This is a genomic window from Lacticaseibacillus styriensis, from assembly GCF_030770295.1.
GTDB lineage: Bacteria > Bacillota > Bacilli > Lactobacillales > Lactobacillaceae > Lacticaseibacillus > Lacticaseibacillus casei.
This window is the reverse complement of sequence record NZ_CP132483.1, coordinates 659,368-678,849: the sequence shown is the minus strand read 5'-3', so window position 1 is coordinate 678,849 and position 19,482 is coordinate 659,368. Positions and strand designations below refer to the sequence as shown.

Here is a 19,482-nt window from a genome sequence, read left to right as displayed (position 1 = left end):
AAGTGGCCATTTAGGTTTGAGGTCCTTACACGTAGGTTTCTGCGACTGCGAACGCGTTTTCTACAATATCCTGCATATTTTACCAAACAACCACTGCATTTCCAACTCTCTTAATAAAAAGGTTACAATAGCAACAGATAACCGATCAAACGAAAGGACGATTCAGATGCCAAAAAACATTGCCATCGGCTTCACTGAAGGCCTACCCATTACTGCACCCAATAGTTTTCAAAGCTTCACCCTACCAGTACCGACACCGGAACCCAATGAAGTTATTGTACAAATGGCTGGGGTCTCGGTTAATCCGGTTGACATCAAACGCCGCCAAACCGCACCACGACAAAAAACGCCACAGATTCTTGGGTATGATGCAGTCGGCACCATTACCCAAATTGGCTCTGCCGTTGCTGCCTTCCACGTTGGCGATCGCGTCATCTATGCCGGAACTACCCGCAAGCCCGGCAGTGATCAACAATTTCAGGCAGTTGACGCCGATCTGATCGCATTAGCGCCAAAACAAGCACCCACGGCTGACCTAGCAGCACTGCCGCTTGTCGGTTTGACCGCGTGGGAATTGCTTTTTGAAAAAATGGGCTTCATCCCGGAATATAATGCCAACAAAAGCCAGCATTTGTTGATCATTAACGGTGCCGGTGGCGTCGGTTCGATGCTGAGTCAACTGGCGCGATGGAGCGGGTTAAATGTTTTGGCAACCAGCAGTCCTAAAAATCATGACTGGTTGCGGGCCCACGGCGTTGCAACGCCACTTGATTATCATAAAGATCTTGTGAGTCAGGTTCACCAAGCTGGCGTTCAAACCGTTGACGGCGTTGCTTTGCTTTATCATCCGGAACCGTATCTGGCCACCGCCAGCCAGTTAATTCGCGCTTTTGGCCACATCGGCTGCATTGTCGGTCCCCAAAGCGGTCTTGATCTGGCCGTTATCAAAGACAAAGCAGCTAGTTTTGACTACGAGTACATGTTTGCCAAAACCGACTTTGACTACCGTGTTGCTTCTCAAGGTGCGATTCTAAGCAGACTTTTGACATTGTATCAAGACGGACAGATCAAAGCTTCGGTGACCAAAGAATTTACCGGCATTAATGTTGCCAACCTAAAGGCCGCCACTCAACTCGTCGAAGAGGGTCATATGGTCGGCAAGGTTGTTTTAACCGGAACCTTCAGCGCCGAAAACTAGTTTCAAAACGCTAGACAGGCACCAGTTAAAGGGGCTACTACTTCCGGAAACCTAATGCGTGTTGCAACGCAATCTTGGCCCCTTCCGAGTTAAGTTGCCTCGGATCGTAAATAATGGAGCCATCGCCCATATAATAATGGAACCGTTGTAACACAGCGCGATTGCTAACAGTACGCAACCGCAATTCGTCATTAATCGCCGCCAATAGCTTTTCACTCCAAGACGCCGCCATCATTTCGGGAATATCCCGTTCGGTCACAAATCCCTTATCCATGATGGCATCGGCGCCTTCTTGTTTTTGCACGCGTGTGACCGTATCTGCTTCTTGTTCTGCCATGATGTTCCCTCATTTCATTCATTTTCAGAAAAAATCTAAAGCTGCCAACCTAAGTCAGGCCGCCTATTTGATTCTATCACACGTTAATGTCTTCCTTGGTTTTCACGTTCGATCGTGTTACGGTTATTTTATTCCAAAAGGAGGCATTTTTGATGCAAGCTGACAATGGAAAATATCACAGTGGTATTGACCCCGTTAAAGCAAAGCGACTGAATCTCCTCAGCAGGCTGGCAACTTTTACCTGTATTTTAATGTATGTTTCGTACATTCCCGAAATCATGGCTAACTTTTCTGGAACACCGGTGAATCCGATTCAGCCGTTGGTGGCAATGATCAACGCTACCCTGTGGACCGGTTATGGCTGGATGAAACCTGCCAAAGATTGGCCAATCATCATCGCCAATGTACCCGGTATCCTGTTTGGTTTAATCACCTTTGTCACGGTTTTTGTTCACTAATCAAGTAAATCTGACGACACCTTCTTGATATGAAGGTGTTTTTTGCTTTACCTAATGGTTGCATCATGTTAATATTACTCCAACAGATGAAGTAATCAGCCAGCAAAATCAAGATCAGTCTCATCTGTATTCTCGCGCACACCAGTATAAAACTCGCAAAAGGAGGAGCGCCGTGATCAGTAGTGATGCCATGCGTGGTTACAACGACGCACTCGTCCTTGCCATTTTGCAACAAGGTGATTCCTATGGATACAAAATTGGCAAAGAAATCCGCGAGCGCACCCATGACCAGTATATGATTCGTGAAACCACGCTTTACGCCGCCTTTACTCGCTTGAGCAAAAACGGCTATATTGAAGCTTATCCGGGTGATGTTACGAACGGCAAACCCCGCACTTATTACCGAATCACCGCCAGCGGCCGTGCTTTTCTTGCTATGAAGGTCGAGGAATGGCATCAGGTTAAGCATGTGGTCGATTTATTTTTGAACTAATTGCTTGTCAAAATTGAACCTTGGAGGATCGCCCATGGATACAATTACAGCTTATTTAGACAGTCTATTTGCTTCTTTTCCGGATAACCCGAAAACGCGCCAGGCCAAAGCCGACATGCTTGCCAATATGCGCGATTATTATCGTGATTTGTTGCGCGAGGGTAAAAGCGAAGAAACTGCAATCGGTGCCGTCATTCGTGCTTTTGGCTCCGTTGATGAATTACGAGAGGATCTAGGACTAGCTCCTCAGACTGATCGAGCAGGCACCAATGCAACTACAGAGCCTGATAACGCCGTTTCTGAAAGGGAGCTCAGCCATTTTTGGCACATTGCCGACCGGTTTGCAACGCAAATTGCTTTCGGTGTTTTGCTTTGTTGTATCAGCGTCGCCTTGCCCGCCTATACAACGGATTCCTCGCTTGAGGTCTTCGGCATCATCGGCATGTTTCTGCTCGATGCTGTCGCAGTGGGGCTTTTCATTTGGGCCGGCACCATGTTTAGCCTCCAAAAGAAGCGGCTCAATGGCCGGCCCTTGTCTGAAAGCGCCAAAAGATTTGCCCAAGAAACAACCGATACGTATCAGCGGCAATTTTCTGCGGGTTTAATCGTGGGCATTATGATTTGTATTGTCGCGTTGATCCCACCGATTCTGTCCACTTACTTATCACATTTTATCAGCGACGATGCCGGTGGTGCCTTGTTCCTCATCATTGCTGGACTAGGAACCTACTTAATTGTGTATGTCGCCATCAACTATTCGCAAATAAAGCGCTATACTGACGCGACAGCTGTGCCGGATCCTGAGCCACACCTTCATCATAGCCATCGCGATAACTTCCATACGTCACAGCACCACCGCAATCAACGCGCCCGCCAAGACATCGCGCTTTTCCGCCAAGTTTACTGGCCCCTTATCCTAGTGACCTACTTCTTAGTTTCTTTTCTTTTTCACACATGGACCTATTCTTGGGTCATCTTCATCATCGGCGGTGCATGCCAAAATATCATCATTTCACTAATCGCTCGGCGAGATGAATCCTTGTAAAATTCGCCGTTTATGGCAAAGTTGGCGAACCTCTGTCATGTATCAAGGACAATCCTCTTTACACAACCGCAGAAGTTCAGTACAATTGTCTTTGTGTTTTGGGTCCATAGCTCAGTTGGGAGAGCGCCTGCTTCGCATGTAGGAGGTCGACGGTTCAAGTCCGTTTGGATCCATTAGCTTTGAAGCTACTTAATTAGCGGGTCTTTAGCTCAGCTGGGAGAGCGCCTGCATGGCATGCAGGAGGTCGACGGTTCAAGTCCGTTAAGATCCAGAAAAAGCGCCACACATGAAAGTTATGTCTTTCGTGTGTGGCGCTTTTTACATGGTGTGAAATTTGCGATGGGTGCGGGCTCTCAAAAAATGGCAACGCATGTTCATCTAAACGTGCTTGCTGAGGCCTAATCGTAAGGGGGCCACCCTAATCAATTAAGCAAACCGCGTCTTAAGTTTCATCCGTTTGACGTCTTCAATCGTTTGGCATCCGGTTAGCTGCATGGCAATATTAATTTCCATTTTTAGATGATCGGCGACTGCTTTGACGCCTTGCCAGCCGCCAAGCGCCAAGCCATAACTGAATGGCCGACCAATGCCGACAAGATCTGCGCCAAGTGCTAGGGCTTTGAGCACGTGCGTTCCACGCTGAACGCCGCCGTCAAAGATAATCGGTACCCGATGATCGACCGCAGCTGCAATCGCCGGCAATTGTTCAATCGCCCCGGGTGCTCCGTCGAGTTGGCGGCCGCCGTGATTGGAGACATAGATGCCGGCAGCTCCTGCAGTTATCGCAGCAGCCGCGTCATCAGGATGCTGAATGCCTTTGATAATAATGGGTAAGCCTGAGTAACTGGCAAGTTTGTCGATAAGTGCCAAATCCAGTTTTTGCATGGATTCTTTGAACAATCCGCCTGCGCCAACACCGGTTTGACCGCTATTATAGCCTTCTAGATTGGCTAGTCGGCCTTTCAGATGATAATGATTCATGACATCTTTTTCGCGATACCCGCCTAGCGTTGAATCCGCTGTCAAAATAATTGCTAATGCACCGGCATTTTTGGCTTCATCGAGCAAATATTCGCAATATGACCAGTCTTTGGGCATATATAACTGAAACATATAAGGCGCACCATCACTGACTGCAGCGGTTTCGGCAATGGGCTTGGAAGCAAAAGTACTTTGCGACATCATAATACCGGCTTCTTTTGCGCCTTTTGCCAAACCCAGTTCACCGCTCGAATGGGCCAGCGTGTTTCCGGCAATGGGTGCCGTCAGTAACGGCGAAGCCAGCTTAGCCCCCATGAAGGTTGTTGACTGATCTGGTTTTTCAACGCCTTGTAAGACACGTGGGAGCATCTCCACATCTTGAAACGCGGTGGTGTTCCGGCGCATTGTATAGCCATCATCGGAACCTTCACTAATGTAGCCAAATTCGCCACGACCGAGCACCTTCTCTGCGCGGCCTTCCAGACTTGCCAGATCCAACACGTCAATCGCGTTTACTTCACCGAAAGGATCGGTTTTAACTGCATCGATCATTGTTTGTTCCTCTTTTCCCTTGAGATCGGATCGTATGGTTTGTCAACGACTTATGCCAAGTAGTCAATTAACTGATTGACATCGTAACGGTCGGTTTTCAGTGGCTTTTCCGCTGCTTTCCCAATCGCAATCGCCATAACCGGCACAAACCGTTTCGGATCCAGTCCCAACGTTGGAATGATCGTTTTAAAGTCATAGCCGGACCAAGGATTAGCGTCATAGCCGTGAGCACGCGCCAACAATAGCAATTGCATGCCAACCATTGCACCATCAATCGTTGCATCCAGGGTCAGGAACTCTGGTGAAGCATGTTCATAAAGCGGTAAGAATGTATTGAAAATTTGGTCAAGTTTCTCTTTACTGATCTTGCCGGCCTTGTAAACTTTAGTCCAAACATCGCGATAGACTTCATGTGACTGCGTGTCCCCTGCAATGAAAATAATCGCAGAACTCGTATCAATTTGCGGATAGTTGAACTTCATGGCCGCCTTCTTCAACTTTTCTTTTGCTTCCGGTGTATCGATAATGACAAAGTGCCATGATTGCAAATTGCATGCCGAGGGTGCGGTGGTTGCTTCTTTGATCATCTCCTGCAATTCATCCCTGCTGATTTTGACGTTGGGATCAAACTTCCAGACCGAATGGCGATCAAACATCACGTTGCCCAAATCATTGTTCGTTAACTTTGGTGCTGCTACTGTATCTGTCATTTTGAATTACCTCATTTCTTATATAAATATATTAATCGCTTTCATCGAAATAATATAGTCCATAATCAAAGGATTCTCCATGCTATGAGGCGGATAACTGAACATCGACAACTTCTCACCCACCACCCCAAGTAACACCGCATCCACAGCGTCATTGAGCCAATTACCGAGTCGAATCAGTTGCTTTTGCTTCCTAATCAGCCTATGTTTACGGCGAAGGGAGTTGATTGCATGCAAATTCATTTTGACGAAGGTGCCATCGACAAGATCAAGCCTCATTTGGATCCGGACAAGAAACTGCTTTTGACCTTTGAAGACGGCGTTGGCCCTTATTCACAGCACGCTATGATTCATATGCAGGTGCAGTTTTCACTGAATGTTGTCAAAGCCAGTGATCCGGCAACCGACTATGATACAAAAATTGATAGCAACCTCGGGCCGATTCTGATCAAGGGTTACTCACAAGAAGATTTAAATGCGAATATGAATGTTCACTTCAATAAGACACTTAATACGTTGATTTTAAGCGGTGATGGCGGCGATATTGATACGAACATGGGCTTTATCGATTTCACGGAAGCCAATGGGGTTCGCAATAATCCTGCCCGCTAATCGTCGCAACAGTATTTTGTCACGCGTTGTTAAAAAGTAATTGAAATTTAAAAGCAGCCGTTCCAAAAGCTATTTCAAGCTTCGGAACGACTGCTTTTCGTTTGCCATCATTTGACAACTAAGCCCCACGCGGTTTATTAGGTAGCGTCACAACAAATAACGCACCGTGGGGATGGACGTCTTTGACTTCAATGTGACCATGATGAATCGTCACAATCCACCGGGCGATGGCCAATCCCAAGCCACTGCCGCCGGTTTGCCGGCTGCGCGAAGCGTCTTCGCGATAAAAACGTTCGAAAATTCGGGATTTGTCGGCATCGGCAATATTCGGCCCTGAATTGCCGACAATCAGTTGCCAGTCCCGCGGCGTTTGCGTGACTTCGACCCAAATCGAATCACCTGCCTGCGTATATTTGAAGGCATTGTCTAGCAGAATCACCAGCAATTGCTTGATCCGAGCTGCATCAAACCAGGCATGGCCATCTGACGGCAGCTTGGTCGTAAAGGACTTGTCCTGACTTTTGGCAATGTCATGATAAGACGCCAGCTGTGGCGCTAAAGCCTGATCAAAGTGCAGGTCAGTTAACTCGATCTCGATGGTATTGCTGTCAGCCTTGGCGATCGTCAACAAATCATCGGTCAATTGCCGCAAACGCTTGGTCTCGCCTAATGAAGTCGCTATTGCTTCGCTTTCATCGATAATCGTGGCTTGCGGTTTTGTCAGCAGAGATTCCTGTTTGCTTTGAATCACGGCCAGCGGTGCCCGCAATTCGTGGGCGGCATCCGCAACAAAATCCTGTTGCCGTTGCCACGACCGCACAATCGGCCGCATTGCCCGCGTCGATAACCAATAAGATAACCCCAATGCCAACGCCCAGAATAAAATAATCGTCACAATCAAAACCTGCCGAAACGAGCGAATAGCTGCTTCCTGGGCATCGGTGTTCTGCAAAATCAATACATAATGCCCGGCATACTGCGGATCCGCGGCTGTCTGCGGCACTTTAACCAACAATGTTCGAAATGTGCCAGTCGAGGTCGCTAAAGTCTGTAGTTTGTTAAGCGCCTGCCGATCCAATTTCAGTTTCTTGAAATACGCATAAAAACGTTCGCCAAGCATGGCTTGATTAATGATTTTGCCTTTTTTATTGAAGACGACCATATTCATCCGAAACGAAATCGGCCGACTCCCTCCCGGCTGCCGTGGGGCGTTGGGGGTGGTCATCCCTGTCGCTGGTTTGATGATCATGGTCTTTTGCTGCTCTAACGTATGGTCAATGTCTTGATAAACCGAGCGTTCATACAGAAAAAAGACGATCAATCCCAGCACCAGGAAAAGTCCGGCGAAACTCAGCAGCTGACCGACAAACAAGCGCCGCTGCTGCCGCTTAATTCCTTTATCTGCATTCATTCACGGCCCTCCGGTTCTTGAAAAATATAGCCAACATTGCGAATGGTTTTAATCCAGCCGTCAACTTTCAGCGGTTTTAACTTTTTGCGTAAGTTCGACATATAAACTTCGACCACACTCACAGCGGTTTCAGAGTCAAAGCCCCAAAGTCGATCGAAAATCTGATCTTTCGTGATAATGGTTTTTTGATTCTGCAGCAAATACACGAGCAAGTCGAATTCCTTACCATTTAACGAAACGGGTTGCCCATTGATCAGCACTTCATGGCGATTTAAATACACTTCGTATGGCCCAGCAGTTAAGCCATCATCATCAAAAAAGTGTCCAGTGCGTTTCAACAACGCCTTGAGCCGCATAATGAGCTCTTCGCGGTGGAAGGGTTTAGTAAGGTAATCATCCCCGCCTAATTCAAACCCGCGCAACTTATCGGCAAGTGCATCCTTAGCCGTCAAAATAAGCACCGGCGTTTTCACCTGTTTGGCGCGCAACTGTTTAAGCAAGTCGAAGCCATTCAATTCCGGCAGCATGATATCCAGAATAATCGCATCAAACACGCCTTCCTCCGCCTGATACAAACCATCCGCCCCGGTTAACGCGGCTTCAGGGTCGGCAAAGTCTCGAATGAAGTCAACGATGCTTTCATTCAAATCCGGATCGTCTTCTATGACAAGAATTTTTGGTTTAACCGTCATTTCTATACTCCTACCTTTGGTGAGCGTGAACTGGTGCGGTTAGAAATCTGCGCCAGTAGCCGCATGATACTTCAATCACTTCAACCACTACTTCAGCCTAACACGCCAACCATAAAACCTTCTTAAGAAAAAATCCGACCGCCTTTAAGGTTAATTTATGCTGCACATCGCATACTAGTCCCATTCATCAGGAAGGGAGCGATACGATGCGCCTAAAGCTGAAACAATTCATTAGCTTCGGTCTCGTCGGAGGGATCAACACCATTTTGACTTATTTGATCTATCTGACATTATACCAATTGATCAATCCGACCGCTGCAATGGGTGTCGGTTATGGGTTAACGTCCATCTTGGGACTTTTCCTCAATGATACCTGGGTTTTCAAAGTCAAAGATCATCGCCAGCTTAAAAGTGTAGCGCCGCGATACTATTTCTCTTATGGCCTCACATTTATTTTAAGTCTGGTGCTGACCAGCTTCTGGAATGATGCTTTGGGTTTACCTAAGCCTTTAGCACCGATGTTTTCGCTTATGGTTACTGTCCCGACGAACTTCCTTTTAAGTAAGTTCTGGGTATTCCGAGAAAAGGGAGTTACGGCACATGAAAAAAATTAGACAATGGACGGTTGATTGGTGGCTCATTGGCATTTTAATTCTCGCAGCGTTTCTTTACGCGTGGAACATATGGGAAGCAGGCAATGCCAATGATTATTACACCGCCGCCATTACCAGTATGGTTCAAAGTTGGCACAATTTCTGGTACGGGGCTTTTGATCCCGCTGGCTTTATTACAGTTGATAAACCACCGGTCGCACTGTGGTTTATGGCCATCTCCGCCAAGATTTTCGGCGTTCATGGCTGGTCAGTTGTCCTACCATCCATTTTGTTTGGCATCGGCAGCGTTGCCTTAATCTACAACATGATCAAGCCACGCTTTAATGCCTGGGCAGCGCGACTAGCCGCACTGGCACTCACTTTGACGCCGATTGTGGTTGCGGATTCGCGGACAAACAATATGGACGCCACCCTACAATTCTTCCTACTGCTTGCTAGCTGGTGCCTCATGAAGGCCATTAGCATCCGCAAGCCATGGTTGGTGGTTGTCAGCTTTGCCTTAATTGGCGTCTCGTTCAATATTAAAATGCTTCAGGCCTTTATGATTTTGCCGGCCCTATTGCTTTTTTACTGGCTCGCCTCGAACCAGAAACTTTGGCGCCGCCTTGCCACACTGGGCATTGCGGCTGTCGCCATGGCGGTTACCACATTAGCCTGGCCAATGCAGGTTGATTCGACTGCTGCGAGTCAACGGCCGTATGTCGGCAGTTCTGAAACCAACTCGGAAATGGAATTGGCTTTTGGCTATAACGGTACCGAACGCTTACTAGGTCAGACAACCGGTACTGGCGCAGCTTTCCCAGGCATGGGGAATAATTCCAAGTCCAAGACCGGTGGCACCCCACCGACTGGCACTAAAGGTAAAACCGGGACTGCGCCAACCGGAACCAAAGGAAAGTCCGGAACCCCACCAACTGGCGCAACCGGTAAGACCGGCAATCCACCAGGTGGCAAGTCAACTAAAGGCACGTCCGGTCAACCAGGTACCGGCAACACCCAAGGCGGCACCCCACCAACCGGCACGAAGGCTAAAACCGGAACCAAGACCAAAACAACCACGCCGCCAACTGGGACTAAAAAGCAGCAGGCAACTGTCAAAACCAAAAAAGCTACCGGCGGGAAAATGCCTGCCAACTTCAAAAAAGGTAACTTTAAAGGCGGACCTGGTACAGGCGGCGGTGCTCCGGGCGGCCGTAAAGGTGGTGGCGGTGGCGGCGGTGCCTTTGCCATTGGTACTGCTGGCCCGTTACGCTTGCTCCAATCCGACCTTGGCCCGCAAATCAGTTGGTTAGTCCCAGCTGCTTTAATCGGCTTCATCAGTGCATTTGCCTATTATCTTGATCGCAAGCGTAAATGGTATCAAACAACCTCTCAGCAAAATCATTTACTTTTCTGGATGGGTTGGCTCGTACCAGTCGCCGGTTTCTTCTCAATTGCCAGCTTCTTCCACCCTTACTACATGATTATGCTCGCACCGCCGATTGCTGCTTTGTTCGGCATCGGGATTGTCACAATGTTTAAGCAATTCAAGCTGGGCTTCAAGCATTGGCAAAGTTGGTTATTGCCACTTGCTATCGTGACAACGACCGGACTCCAGGCTTGGTATGTCAGCTTGTACTATCAGTGGCAGACATGGCTGGTGGTTGGTGCAGGTCTAATTGGCTTAGTGCTTCTTTTCATCGGCCGCACCAGAAGTTGGCGCAAATCAGCCCTGGGCGTTGCCATTGCCGCTATTTTGGTAGCGCCGGGCTTCTGGTCACTTACACCGACGCTTGCCGGTTCATCAGCTGCGATTCCGTCTGCCGGTCCTTCACTTCTGACCTCCGGCGGTAACAGCGGCGGCATTGGCAGCGGCAGTGTTGACAGCGGATTGCTGAAGTATGTTGAAAAACATCAAGGCAGCGCCAAATACCTGTTTGCTACCAGCAACGCTAGCACGGCCGCGCCTTACATCATTAAGTCCGGCAAAGCAGTCATGGCGATCGGCGGATTTAATGGTACCGACCCTGCCATTACCCTTAAACAATTCAAAGCCCTCGTTAAAAAAGGCGACATGAAATATTACCTGTCCTCAGGTCGCTCGGGCAATTCCAAGATTGAAGCCTGGGTCACCAAAGTCGGTAAAAAAGTTTCGTCAAGTAAATACAGCAGTCAAAGCACCGCAAACGCCAAAGCCCCAGGTGGTATGGGAATGGGCGGCGGTATGGGTGGCGGCACCCTGTATGAGCTTGACGCCAGCATGGTTAAGTAACCCATTAATATTTTGAAAGGAGAAGATGCGCTATGCGACAAGAAAAGGATCCCTTCATCTCGATCGTTTTGCCAGTTTATAACGAAAGCGCCGGTATCGGTGAGACGATCAAAGAACTGGCTAATTACGTCCGTGCCAGACCGGAACGATATGAGCTCATCTTTGTCAACGACGGCTCGACTGACGACAGCGCCGATCAAATAAGAGCTGCTGTGGCCAAAAACCCGACTATTCGGCTGGTAGATTTTTCACGCAACTTCGGCCATCAACTGGCAATTACGGCCGGCATTCGTTACGCCAGCGGTGACGCGGTTGTCGTCATGGACGCTGACTTGCAGGATCCGCCGCGCGTGATTCCCGAAATGCTGGCGCGCTGGCGGGAAGGCTATGATGTTGTTTACGGTAAGCGCCGCAAACGCAGCGGTGAAACCTGGTTTAAAAAGTTGACCGCCGAAACGTTTTATCGGGTGTTGAAAGCCGTCACGAGTATTGATATTCCGGTTGACACCGGCGACTTTCGACTCATGGACCGTCGTGTTGTCAACGTTTTAAAACAAATGAACGAACAAGATCCGTATGTTCGCGGCATGGTCTCATGGGTCGGCTATAAACAAGTCGCCGTAGAATACGATCGGCAAGAACGCACGGCTGGTAAAACCCACTATCCGTTGCGGAAAATGCTGCACCTTGCCATGAATGGCATTACCAGCTTCTCGACTGTTCCTTTGACGATTGCCAACTGGTTAAGCGGCTTCTTCCTCTTAGTAGCCGTTGCCACCACCTTCGTCAGTCTTCTACTCGGCCGGCTCAGTTTATTGACTTGGGTCATTAGTGCCACCTTCTTTGTCGGCGCCGGCGTGACCTTCACGATCGGACTACTTGGCAATTACATCGGCAGAATGTTTGCCGAAAGTCGCCATCGACCGCTTTACATCGTTGCCGACACCTATGGCTTCAAAACCCAAGCAGCGCAACAGCCGCATTATCGTTATCATGCGTTGCAAAACTAAAGAAAGCTCTATTCACCATTGATAAAACAGGACTGCTGGTCATCACTCGGCAGTCCTGTTTTTGTGAGCGTGACCCAGCCCGGTTAGAAACCGGCGTGCCGATTCAAAATTTTACAGACGACACTTTGTCATGTTACGGTTATTATAAGTAAGTAATGACATGACCCAACCAACCCAGAAAGGACTGAGTGTATGCCAACAACGACCAAAGCCTTGACACTTCTGACGCCGAGCGATTTGGCCGCTGAATTTGACACTAGCCTCACAACTGGTCTGACAACTGACACAGTTATTGAGCACCGGCAACAAGATGGTCCCAATCAATTGATCGCTGCCAAAAAGCCTAGCTTGTTTCGGCAAATCGCCCATCACCTCAGCGATATCACGTCATTGATCTTGCTTTTTGCTGTCGGCCTATCCGCTTATCTCGCATTGACGACGGACAGTAACTGGACCAAGACGATTGTCATTGGCAGTATTGTTATCTTAAACGTTGTCATTGCCTTATATCAGGAACACAGCGCCGAAAAAGCATTGGCTGCGTTAAAAGCCATGACTGTTCACACTGTTACCGTGATTCGCGATGATAAAACGCAAACCATTCAAGCGGCGGATTTAGTTCCAGGTGACTTAATGCTGCTCAAGGCCGGCGATGCCGTTGCTGTAGATGCCCGGCTGATTGAAAGTCAGGAACTTGAAGCAGACGAAGCCGTTTTAACCGGCGAAAGCGAATCTGTTGCTAAATCAGCTGCCCCATTAGCTGAAGTTCCTGAAAATCTCGGCGATGCGGCCAACTGCATTTTTTCCGGCACCGCAATTACCAGCGGAAAAGCAACCGCGATCGTCACGGCGACGGGGATGAATACCGAACTGGGAAAAATTGCCTCGCTATTAAACCAAACCAAAAAGCAGGTCACTCCACTCGCTAAACGGCTCGACGCACTTGGCAAACGGCTATCATTAGTTGCAGTTTTAGGCGGCGCGTTAACCATGTTATTAGCCATGCTGTATCATCAGGAAACTCTGGCAGACAGTCTAATGCTTGGTGTCAGCTTAGCCATCGCGGCAGTTCCGGAAACATTGCCGGTCATTGTCACCTTGAGTCTGGCACACGGTGTTCAGAAAATGGCCAAGCGCCGCGCGATCATTCGTCAAGTTACCGCAGTCGAAACCATCGGCAATGTCAACGTCATCGCCTCGGACAAAACCGGTACCTTAACGCAAAATAAGATGACCGTGACGCATTTTTGGTCATTCGGGCAGCCTAATATTCAAAAGGCGACGGCCGAACCGCTAACGACCGACACGCGCCGATTTTTGTCATATTTGGGATTGGCAACAAACGCGCAATTAACTAATCAGGATGAACCCGACATCGGTGACGCTACCGAGCTGGCCATTATGCGGTTGCTTGCCCACTATGGCTTAAGCCGTGACGAACTTGAAACCCGTTATCCTCGCATCGCGGAGGCCCCTTTTTCATCAGCTAAAAAGACCATGGCGACGTTACACCGCACTCCGGATGGCCACTATCTTGCTATTATTAAAGGTGCCGTGGATCGGATTGCCTTTTCTGCACCAAACTGGCAAACTGAAGCCGCTTCTGTCCATGATCAGATGACAGGCCAGGCGTTGCGCGTTTTGGCTGCCGGCTACCAAGAATTCACAGCCGATCCCGGAGCTGATTGGGGGAATCAACTTACAGAAGTTCAGCCACTGGGGCTCATCGGACTGATCGATCCCCCACGCCCGGAAGTTCCGGCTGCGATTCAAGCTGCAAAAGATGCCGGGATTGTCACTGTGATGATTACGGGTGACCACCTTGACACTGCCACCGCCATTGCCCGGGATATCGGGATTCTTGATGGCAGTCACCGCGCGATTACCGGTCACGAGTTAAACCAAATGAGTGATGAAACCTTAGCCGCCACCATTCACCAGATTCGCGTTTTTGCCCGCACGACCCCGAGTGACAAAATTCGCATTGTGAAAGCCTGGCAACAGCAACAAGCCGTTGTCGCCATGACCGGTGACGGGGTCAACGATGCGCCAGCGCTGAAAGCTGCAGACGTCGGCATTGCGATGGGCATCACCGGAACTGACGTGGCGAAAAACGCGGCCGACATGATTTTGACCGACGACAACTTTGCTACGATTATCGACGCGGTGGCGCAAGGACGAACAGTTTACCAAAATATTCTCAAAGCCGTTGAATTTCTGATTTCCGTCAATTTCGCCCAAATTTTCACCATGCTAATCGCCGTTTTAATCGGCTGGGGCGCCGTAATGACACCGGAACAGCTGTTGATTGTCAACGTGCTTGCCGACGGGATTCCGGGATTCTTCCTGAGCCGCGAACTGGCTGAACCCGGCATCATGCACCTCAAGCCGATTCCTAAAGAAGCCAGCATCTTTGCCAATGGCCTCAGTAAACGCGTTGCTGTACGCACGGCGACTTATGTGGGACTGATCCTTGGTATCTACGCGATCGGACGCTTCGTTGTCAGCCCTGATCAACCGGTTGTCGGCATGACCATGCTCTTCCTGACTTTGGCGATTGGCTCCATGCTCGACGTTTTCCCGATCAAAACGCGTGCGCGGCTCAACCGGACTGCTTTGACCAGTAATCCGATTTTAACCGTCAGCCTATTGGGGACCATGGCGATCATTCTGCTGCTAGCAATCCTTCAACCGTTTCAACAAATCTTCCAGCTGGCTCCTTTAACGCTCAGCCAGTGGCTTATTGTGTTCGTAGCCGTCTGGTTACCAATGTTGATTGTTGAAAGCTACAAACGTTGGCAACATCGACACGAACTAGCAGCTTGGCACCAACCGAATCTGGTTAGCGACAACGAATAACGATCGTTTGGTTATTACGAATGAAACTGCTATGATTTAGTTAATAATTGAGCATAGATGTGATTCTTATTACGGGGGGGTAGCTCGATGCAGTTCTTTCAAGCATTCATTCATGATGGCCAAAAAGCGACACTACAAACGATCACCACAGATGATCTGTCCGCGGGCGAACTTTTAATCCGCGTCGCTTATTCAGACATTAATTATAAAGATGCCTTAGCTTACCAGCCGCACAACCAAATTATTCGGCAATACCCGCAAACTCTCGGTATTGATCTCAGCGGCACGGTTGTAGCTAGTCAGGATCCGCAATTTAAAAAAGGCGATCAGATTCTGGCTACCGGCCATGGCTTAGGCGTCAGTCAAGGCGGCGGTTATGCCCAATATGCCCGCATCCCGGCAAGTTGGGCCATGCCACTACCGCCGAACATGACGCTTGAAACGGCCATGGTATTCGGCACAGCAGGATTAACAGCAGCATTATGCATCAATGCGTTGATGCAAGCTGGCATGACGCCAGAACAAAATCCCAAGATCTTAGTAGGCGGCGCAACAGGAGGCGTCGGCAGCATTGCCCTACAACTGTTAGAAAATGCCGGATTTTCAAATCGAATTGCCGTTGTGCGCACCCCTGATCAGCAACAGCAAGTTCGCGATCTCGGTGCAACCGCAACCTTGGCATTAGATGAATTACCCAAAGGCAAAGCCCTGAGCCGCCAACAATTTGATTATGCCATTGATCCACTCGGCGGCAGCTTCACCTCCAGTCTACTGCCAAGCATGCGCTATAATGGTGCGGTCGCGTTATGCGGCAACGCGACCGGTACTTCCCTACCGCTAACAGTCTTTCCGTTTATCTTGCGCAACATTAGCCTGCTAGGCGTGGATTCCGTAAGCGCACCAACAGCCCAACGGCAAAAAGCATGGACGGCGCTGGCAAAATTGAAACCTGTTCCTTTCCAAAAAATCAGCCTAGCCGACCTGCCGCAAGCGTTAAACGACCACTTTACGCACCATCCAGTTAGAACGGTTGTCAGTATGACTTGAAAATATTTAGAAGAGCAAAGTCAGCTATCTGTCAAAATTAAAAGGCACCTGGACTCCCAACGATAGACGTGTTGGGAATTCAGGTGTCTTTTCAATTAAGCCACTTTTTTAACACTCACTCACTAACTAGCTGGTTCACATCCAAACCATTAACTTAACAAAACCGCATCATCAGCAAATTCCTGCCCGCTGCGTTCTTTGAACAGCGTCAACAAGTCTTCAACTGTCAGATTTTGCTTTGCTTCACCGCGGACGTCCACAGCAATTTCGCCATGGTCCAGCATGATCAGCCGGTCGCCATATTTCAAGGCACTCGCCATGTTATGGGTGATCATCAACGTGGTGATCTTCTGTGCTCTCACCATCTGATCGGTCAGCCCCATGACGGTTGCGCTGGTTTGGGGGTCAAGTGCCGCCGTGTGTTCATCTAGCAGCAACAGCGCCGGCTTTTTCAGCGTCGCCATTAACAACGTGACCGCCTGACGTTGGCCACCGGAAAGCAGGCCCATTTCAGCACCTAATCGCTTCTCCAAGCCTAGCCCCAGTGTCGCAAGTTTCTCTTGAAAGTGCTGGCGATCGCGCCGCTTCACACCACTCGCCCAAAAGTTGCGCCAATCACCGCGTTTTTCCGCCAAAGCCAGATTCTGTTCAATCGTCAACAACGAAGCCGTGCCTGATCGGGGATCCTGGAAAACCCGGGCAATTAATTTAGCACGCTTGGCAACGTTTTGGTAGGTCACGTCTTTGCCGTCAATGAGAATCTGTCCCTGATTGACTGGCAAGGTACCGGCAATACTGTTAAGTAACGTGGATTTGCCCGCGCCGTTACCCCCGATGATCGCCACAAACTCGCCACGTTCCAGGCTCAAGTCAATACCCTTCAATGCGTGGTTTTCATTGACGGTTCCCTGTTCAAAATACTGATGCAAACCGTGTACTTCAAGAACTGCCATCTTACCGCGCCTCCTTTTGCTGTTCCAGCGGCGAAACGGTCATCGTTTCTGCCGCCTTTGATGTCGTTGTCTGACTTTGCTTGACCGGACGCCGATTGCCATGCCGCACTTTTAGTTGGAAAAGTTTCTTCTTCAGTAATGGCAAGGACAGGAAGACCGTCAACATAAGTGCGTAGAAGAAGCGCAAGTAGTTCGGATCCACGCCCATGTCCAATACCACCGCAATAATCAACCGATAAATCACAGCACCGACAATGATCATCAACAACCGGGCCCACAGCGGGACGCCGCGAACCAGAATCTCCGAAATGATAATGGCAGCAAGGGCGATGACAATCGTGCCAATCCCCATCGATAAGTCGGCATAGCCATTGGTTTGCGCCATGAGACTGCCCGACAAGGCAATGAGCCCGTTGCTTAGCATATAAATGATGATCTTCATGGCGTCATTGTTAATCCCATTCGCCGCCGCCATATCCTGATTGTTACCAACTGCGGCCGCCGCTAATCCCATTTCAGTATGGAAAAAGAACACCAAGATGCCGATGACCATTGCTACCACGATCGCCCCAACCATGATGCCGATCGTCGTCGCGTCACCGCTGTCAGTCAAATTGAAAACTGTTTTGACGGTGCCAATTAAGCTGATATTCGCCTTGCCCATAATGAACAGGTTCACCGAATATAAGCCCGTCATCGTCAAAATACCGGTTAACAAATCCGGAATATGCAGCTTGGTGGTCAAAAATCCGGAAACTGCCCCAGCTGCAGCGCCACCAACAAATCCCATTAGTGTTGCCACAATCGGCCCCGTTCCCGATACAATGGCATGGGCGGTAATCGCTGCCCCTAAAGGAAAGCTCCCTTCTGCTGTCATATCTGCAATGTCTAAAATACGAAAAGTCAGATACACGCCGATTGCCATAACCGACCATAATAATCCTTGGGCGATACTCGATGTCACAATGTCCATAACGAATCCCCTCGTTTTTTAAATCGTTTATTTATTCTGCTTCTTCTAACATGGCTTTTGTCAGCCCGAATTGCCGCATCCGTTCCGGATTGATCACCAATCGCGTCTTGGATGGCTCTTCGACTGGCAGATCTTTAACCTTCTTACCCTTCAGCAACTGCACGGCTAGTTTGCCGGTTTGCTTGCCAAGATCTTCGTAGTTGATGCCCACAGTGGCAACTCCGGCCAGCTTAACCATGGTCGCGTCTGCCGGAACCACGGGAATTTTTTCTTTGGTGCTGACTTTACCAATCGTCGCCATGGAAGCTGCCATCGTGTTGTCGGTTGGAATGTAGATGACATCACTTTGTTTCATCAATGCCGATGCACTTTGTTCAACGTCATTGGTTGTCGCTGCCGTTTTTTCGACAGCCGTCAGCCTCAGCTTCTTAATTGCGGCTTTGGCTAACTTAACTTGAACTTGCGAATTTTGTTCTGCGGCGTTGAACAACAAGCCGATCTTTTTGGCCTTCGGAAAGACCTTATGAATAAACTTGATCTGGCCCGCCACATCGACTTTATCGGTGACACCGGTGGCATTTTTATTCGGTTTCTCTGGATTAGTGACTAATCCAGCTGACTTAGGATCAGTGATCGCCGTAAACAGCATTGGCGTTTTGGTATCCGCCTTTTGCAACGCTTGAGCAGCGGGAGTCGCAATGGCCAAGTTAAGATCATTCTTGTCGCGGGCGAGGCGCTGGCTCATGGTTTGAAGATTTGATTGGTCGCCTTGGGCATTGACGTAATCCAGCTTGATCTTATTGCCTTTGTAGCCGGCTTTTGCAAGTTCGTCTGTGAAGCCTTTGCGGGCCGCAGTTAAAGCTTGCTGATCAATGAGTTGTAAAATGCCGACCTTCACCTGACTCTTGTCAGCAGCGGCTTTGGTTGACTTGCCGCAGCCAACTAACGTCATGATGGCTAGTGCGGTTGCTGCGACGGCAGCGATTCGTTTGAGTTTCATTTTTTTCTTCCTCCTGAGATGTTTGGTGAATTGACGTGCTGGTTTGGGCGGGTGGTTCAGTATCCGCAGCACGACTGTGAGCAGACTGGCTCAAATTCTAAAAAGAGACCCACCACTGGAGTTCCTCATCCGTGTGGTGGGCCTCTTACTTTTTTCCCGGGAAAGAAAAAGCCACATGGATGAATTCGTCCATGTGGCGGTTAATTGCAAGTGAAATACTCACGGCCATCATGGATACAAACCTGATTGGCTTGTATCCATGAGATACAAACCATTATCCGAAATA

At 49.1% G+C, this 19,482-nt stretch carries 18 protein-coding genes and 2 tRNA genes; 12 read left to right on the top strand and 8 right to left on the bottom strand.

All coding sequences use genetic code 11. From position 1 onward, the window contains the following. Positions 1-166 precede the first annotated feature (166 nt). Positions 167-1,198: a zinc-binding alcohol dehydrogenase family protein gene (locus LACSTY_RS03105; RefSeq protein WP_087911685.1), complete on the top strand. Its 1,032-nt coding sequence runs from the start codon at positions 167-169 to the stop codon at positions 1,196-1,198. 37 nt (positions 1,199-1,235) lie between these two features. On the opposite strand, the gene LACSTY_RS03100 is transcribed toward LACSTY_RS03105, so the two are convergent. Continuing rightward, positions 1,236-1,535, bottom strand: coding sequence for a hypothetical protein (locus LACSTY_RS03100; protein WP_087911684.1), 300 nt, complete (start codon positions 1,533-1,535; stop codon positions 1,236-1,238). Positions 1,536-1,687: 152 nt separating this feature from the next. Between LACSTY_RS03100 and LACSTY_RS03095 the strand changes: the two genes are divergently transcribed. The 5 genes from LACSTY_RS03095 to LACSTY_RS03075 all read left to right on the top strand — a co-directional run bounded on the left by LACSTY_RS03095 (position 1,688) and on the right by LACSTY_RS03075 (position 3,802). Then, positions 1,688-1,993, top strand: coding sequence for a SemiSWEET family transporter (locus LACSTY_RS03095; protein WP_010493599.1), 306 nt, complete (start codon positions 1,688-1,690; stop codon positions 1,991-1,993). A 172-nt stretch (positions 1,994-2,165) separates the two neighbouring features. Continuing rightward, complete coding sequence (locus tag LACSTY_RS03090) at positions 2,166-2,486, top strand: PadR family transcriptional regulator (protein ID WP_087911683.1); 321 nt, start codon at positions 2,166-2,168, stop codon at positions 2,484-2,486. 34 nt (positions 2,487-2,520) lie between these two features. Further along, positions 2,521-3,531: a permease prefix domain 1-containing protein gene (locus LACSTY_RS03085; RefSeq protein WP_087911682.1), complete on the top strand. Its 1,011-nt coding sequence runs from the start codon at positions 2,521-2,523 to the stop codon at positions 3,529-3,531. 100 nt (positions 3,532-3,631) lie between these two features. Beyond that, a tRNA-Ala gene (locus LACSTY_RS03080) sits at positions 3,632-3,704 on the top strand. A gap of 25 nt (positions 3,705-3,729) precedes the next feature. Continuing rightward, positions 3,730-3,802 (top strand) — tRNA-Ala (locus tag LACSTY_RS03075). Positions 3,803-3,957: 155 nt separating this feature from the next. Here LACSTY_RS03075 and LACSTY_RS03070 read toward each other — a convergent pair. Both LACSTY_RS03070 and LACSTY_RS03065 read right to left on the bottom strand, forming a co-directional pair. Further along, a complete protein-coding gene (locus LACSTY_RS03070) occupies positions 3,958-5,064 on the bottom strand; it encodes an alpha-hydroxy-acid oxidizing protein (protein WP_087911681.1) in 1,107 nt (368 codons plus the stop codon). Positions 5,065-5,114: 50 nt separating this feature from the next. Beyond that, complete coding sequence (locus tag LACSTY_RS03065) at positions 5,115-5,774, bottom strand: nitroreductase family protein (RefSeq protein ID WP_087911680.1); 660 nt, start codon at positions 5,772-5,774, stop codon at positions 5,115-5,117. A 231-nt stretch (positions 5,775-6,005) separates the two neighbouring features. On the opposite strand from LACSTY_RS03065, the gene LACSTY_RS03060 reads away from it, so the two are divergent. Beyond that, the gene (locus LACSTY_RS03060; protein ID WP_025012277.1) at positions 6,006-6,386 is read left to right on the top strand and encodes an iron-sulfur cluster biosynthesis family protein; all 381 of its coding nucleotides are present in this window, start codon (positions 6,006-6,008) and stop codon (positions 6,384-6,386) included. A 118-nt stretch (positions 6,387-6,504) separates the two neighbouring features. Here the strand turns inward: LACSTY_RS03060 and LACSTY_RS03055 are convergent, their stop codons facing one another. After that, on the bottom strand, positions 6,505-7,797 hold the full coding sequence (locus tag LACSTY_RS03055) for a sensor histidine kinase (RefSeq protein ID WP_087911678.1): 1,293 nt from the start codon (positions 7,795-7,797) through the stop codon (positions 6,505-6,507). Beyond that, positions 7,794-8,489, bottom strand: a complete 696-nt coding sequence (locus tag LACSTY_RS03050) for a response regulator transcription factor (protein WP_087911677.1) — start codon at positions 8,487-8,489, stop codon at positions 7,794-7,796. The genes LACSTY_RS03055 and LACSTY_RS03050 overlap by 4 nt, the downstream gene beginning before the upstream one ends. Positions 8,490-8,695: 206 nt before the next feature. On the opposite strand from LACSTY_RS03050, the gene LACSTY_RS03045 reads away from it, so the two are divergent. From LACSTY_RS03045 to LACSTY_RS03025, 5 genes are all read left to right on the top strand, one after another. Further along, complete coding sequence (locus LACSTY_RS03045) at positions 8,696-9,103, top strand: GtrA family protein (protein WP_010493567.1); 408 nt, start codon at positions 8,696-8,698, stop codon at positions 9,101-9,103. After that, positions 9,090-11,354, top strand: coding sequence for a mannosyltransferase YkcB-related protein (locus LACSTY_RS03040; protein ID WP_087911676.1), 2,265 nt, complete (start codon positions 9,090-9,092; stop codon positions 11,352-11,354). Before LACSTY_RS03045 ends, LACSTY_RS03040 begins: the two co-directional genes overlap by 14 nt. 32 nt (positions 11,355-11,386) lie before the next feature. Then, the gene (locus tag LACSTY_RS03035) at positions 11,387-12,364 is read left to right on the top strand and encodes a glycosyltransferase family 2 protein (RefSeq protein WP_087911675.1); all 978 of its coding nucleotides are present in this window, start codon (positions 11,387-11,389) and stop codon (positions 12,362-12,364) included. Positions 12,365-12,556: 192 nt separating this feature from the next. Then, on the top strand, positions 12,557-15,223 hold the full coding sequence (locus LACSTY_RS03030; protein ID WP_087911674.1) for a cation-translocating P-type ATPase: 2,667 nt from the start codon (positions 12,557-12,559) through the stop codon (positions 15,221-15,223). Between the two features lie 87 nt (positions 15,224-15,310). Further along, the gene (locus LACSTY_RS03025) at positions 15,311-16,270 is read left to right on the top strand and encodes an acrylyl-CoA reductase family protein (RefSeq protein ID WP_087911673.1); all 960 of its coding nucleotides are present in this window, start codon (positions 15,311-15,313) and stop codon (positions 16,268-16,270) included. 149 nt (positions 16,271-16,419) lie between these two features. Here the strand turns inward: LACSTY_RS03025 and LACSTY_RS03020 are convergent, their stop codons facing one another. Genes LACSTY_RS03020 through LACSTY_RS03010 form a run of 3 tightly spaced genes read right to left on the bottom strand, consistent with a single transcriptional unit; the run spans position 16,420 to position 19,196 of the window. Next, positions 16,420-17,223, bottom strand: a complete 804-nt coding sequence (locus tag LACSTY_RS03020) for an ABC transporter ATP-binding protein (RefSeq protein ID WP_087911672.1) — start codon at positions 17,221-17,223, stop codon at positions 16,420-16,422. Between the two features lies 1 nt (position 17,224). After that, positions 17,225-18,196, bottom strand: a complete 972-nt coding sequence (locus LACSTY_RS03015; RefSeq protein ID WP_087911671.1) for an ABC transporter permease — start codon at positions 18,194-18,196, stop codon at positions 17,225-17,227. 31 nt (positions 18,197-18,227) lie between these two features. Continuing rightward, positions 18,228-19,196: an ABC transporter substrate-binding protein gene (locus LACSTY_RS03010; protein ID WP_087911670.1), complete on the bottom strand. Its 969-nt coding sequence runs from the start codon at positions 19,194-19,196 to the stop codon at positions 18,228-18,230. Between the last annotated feature and the right edge of the window lie 286 nt (positions 19,197-19,482).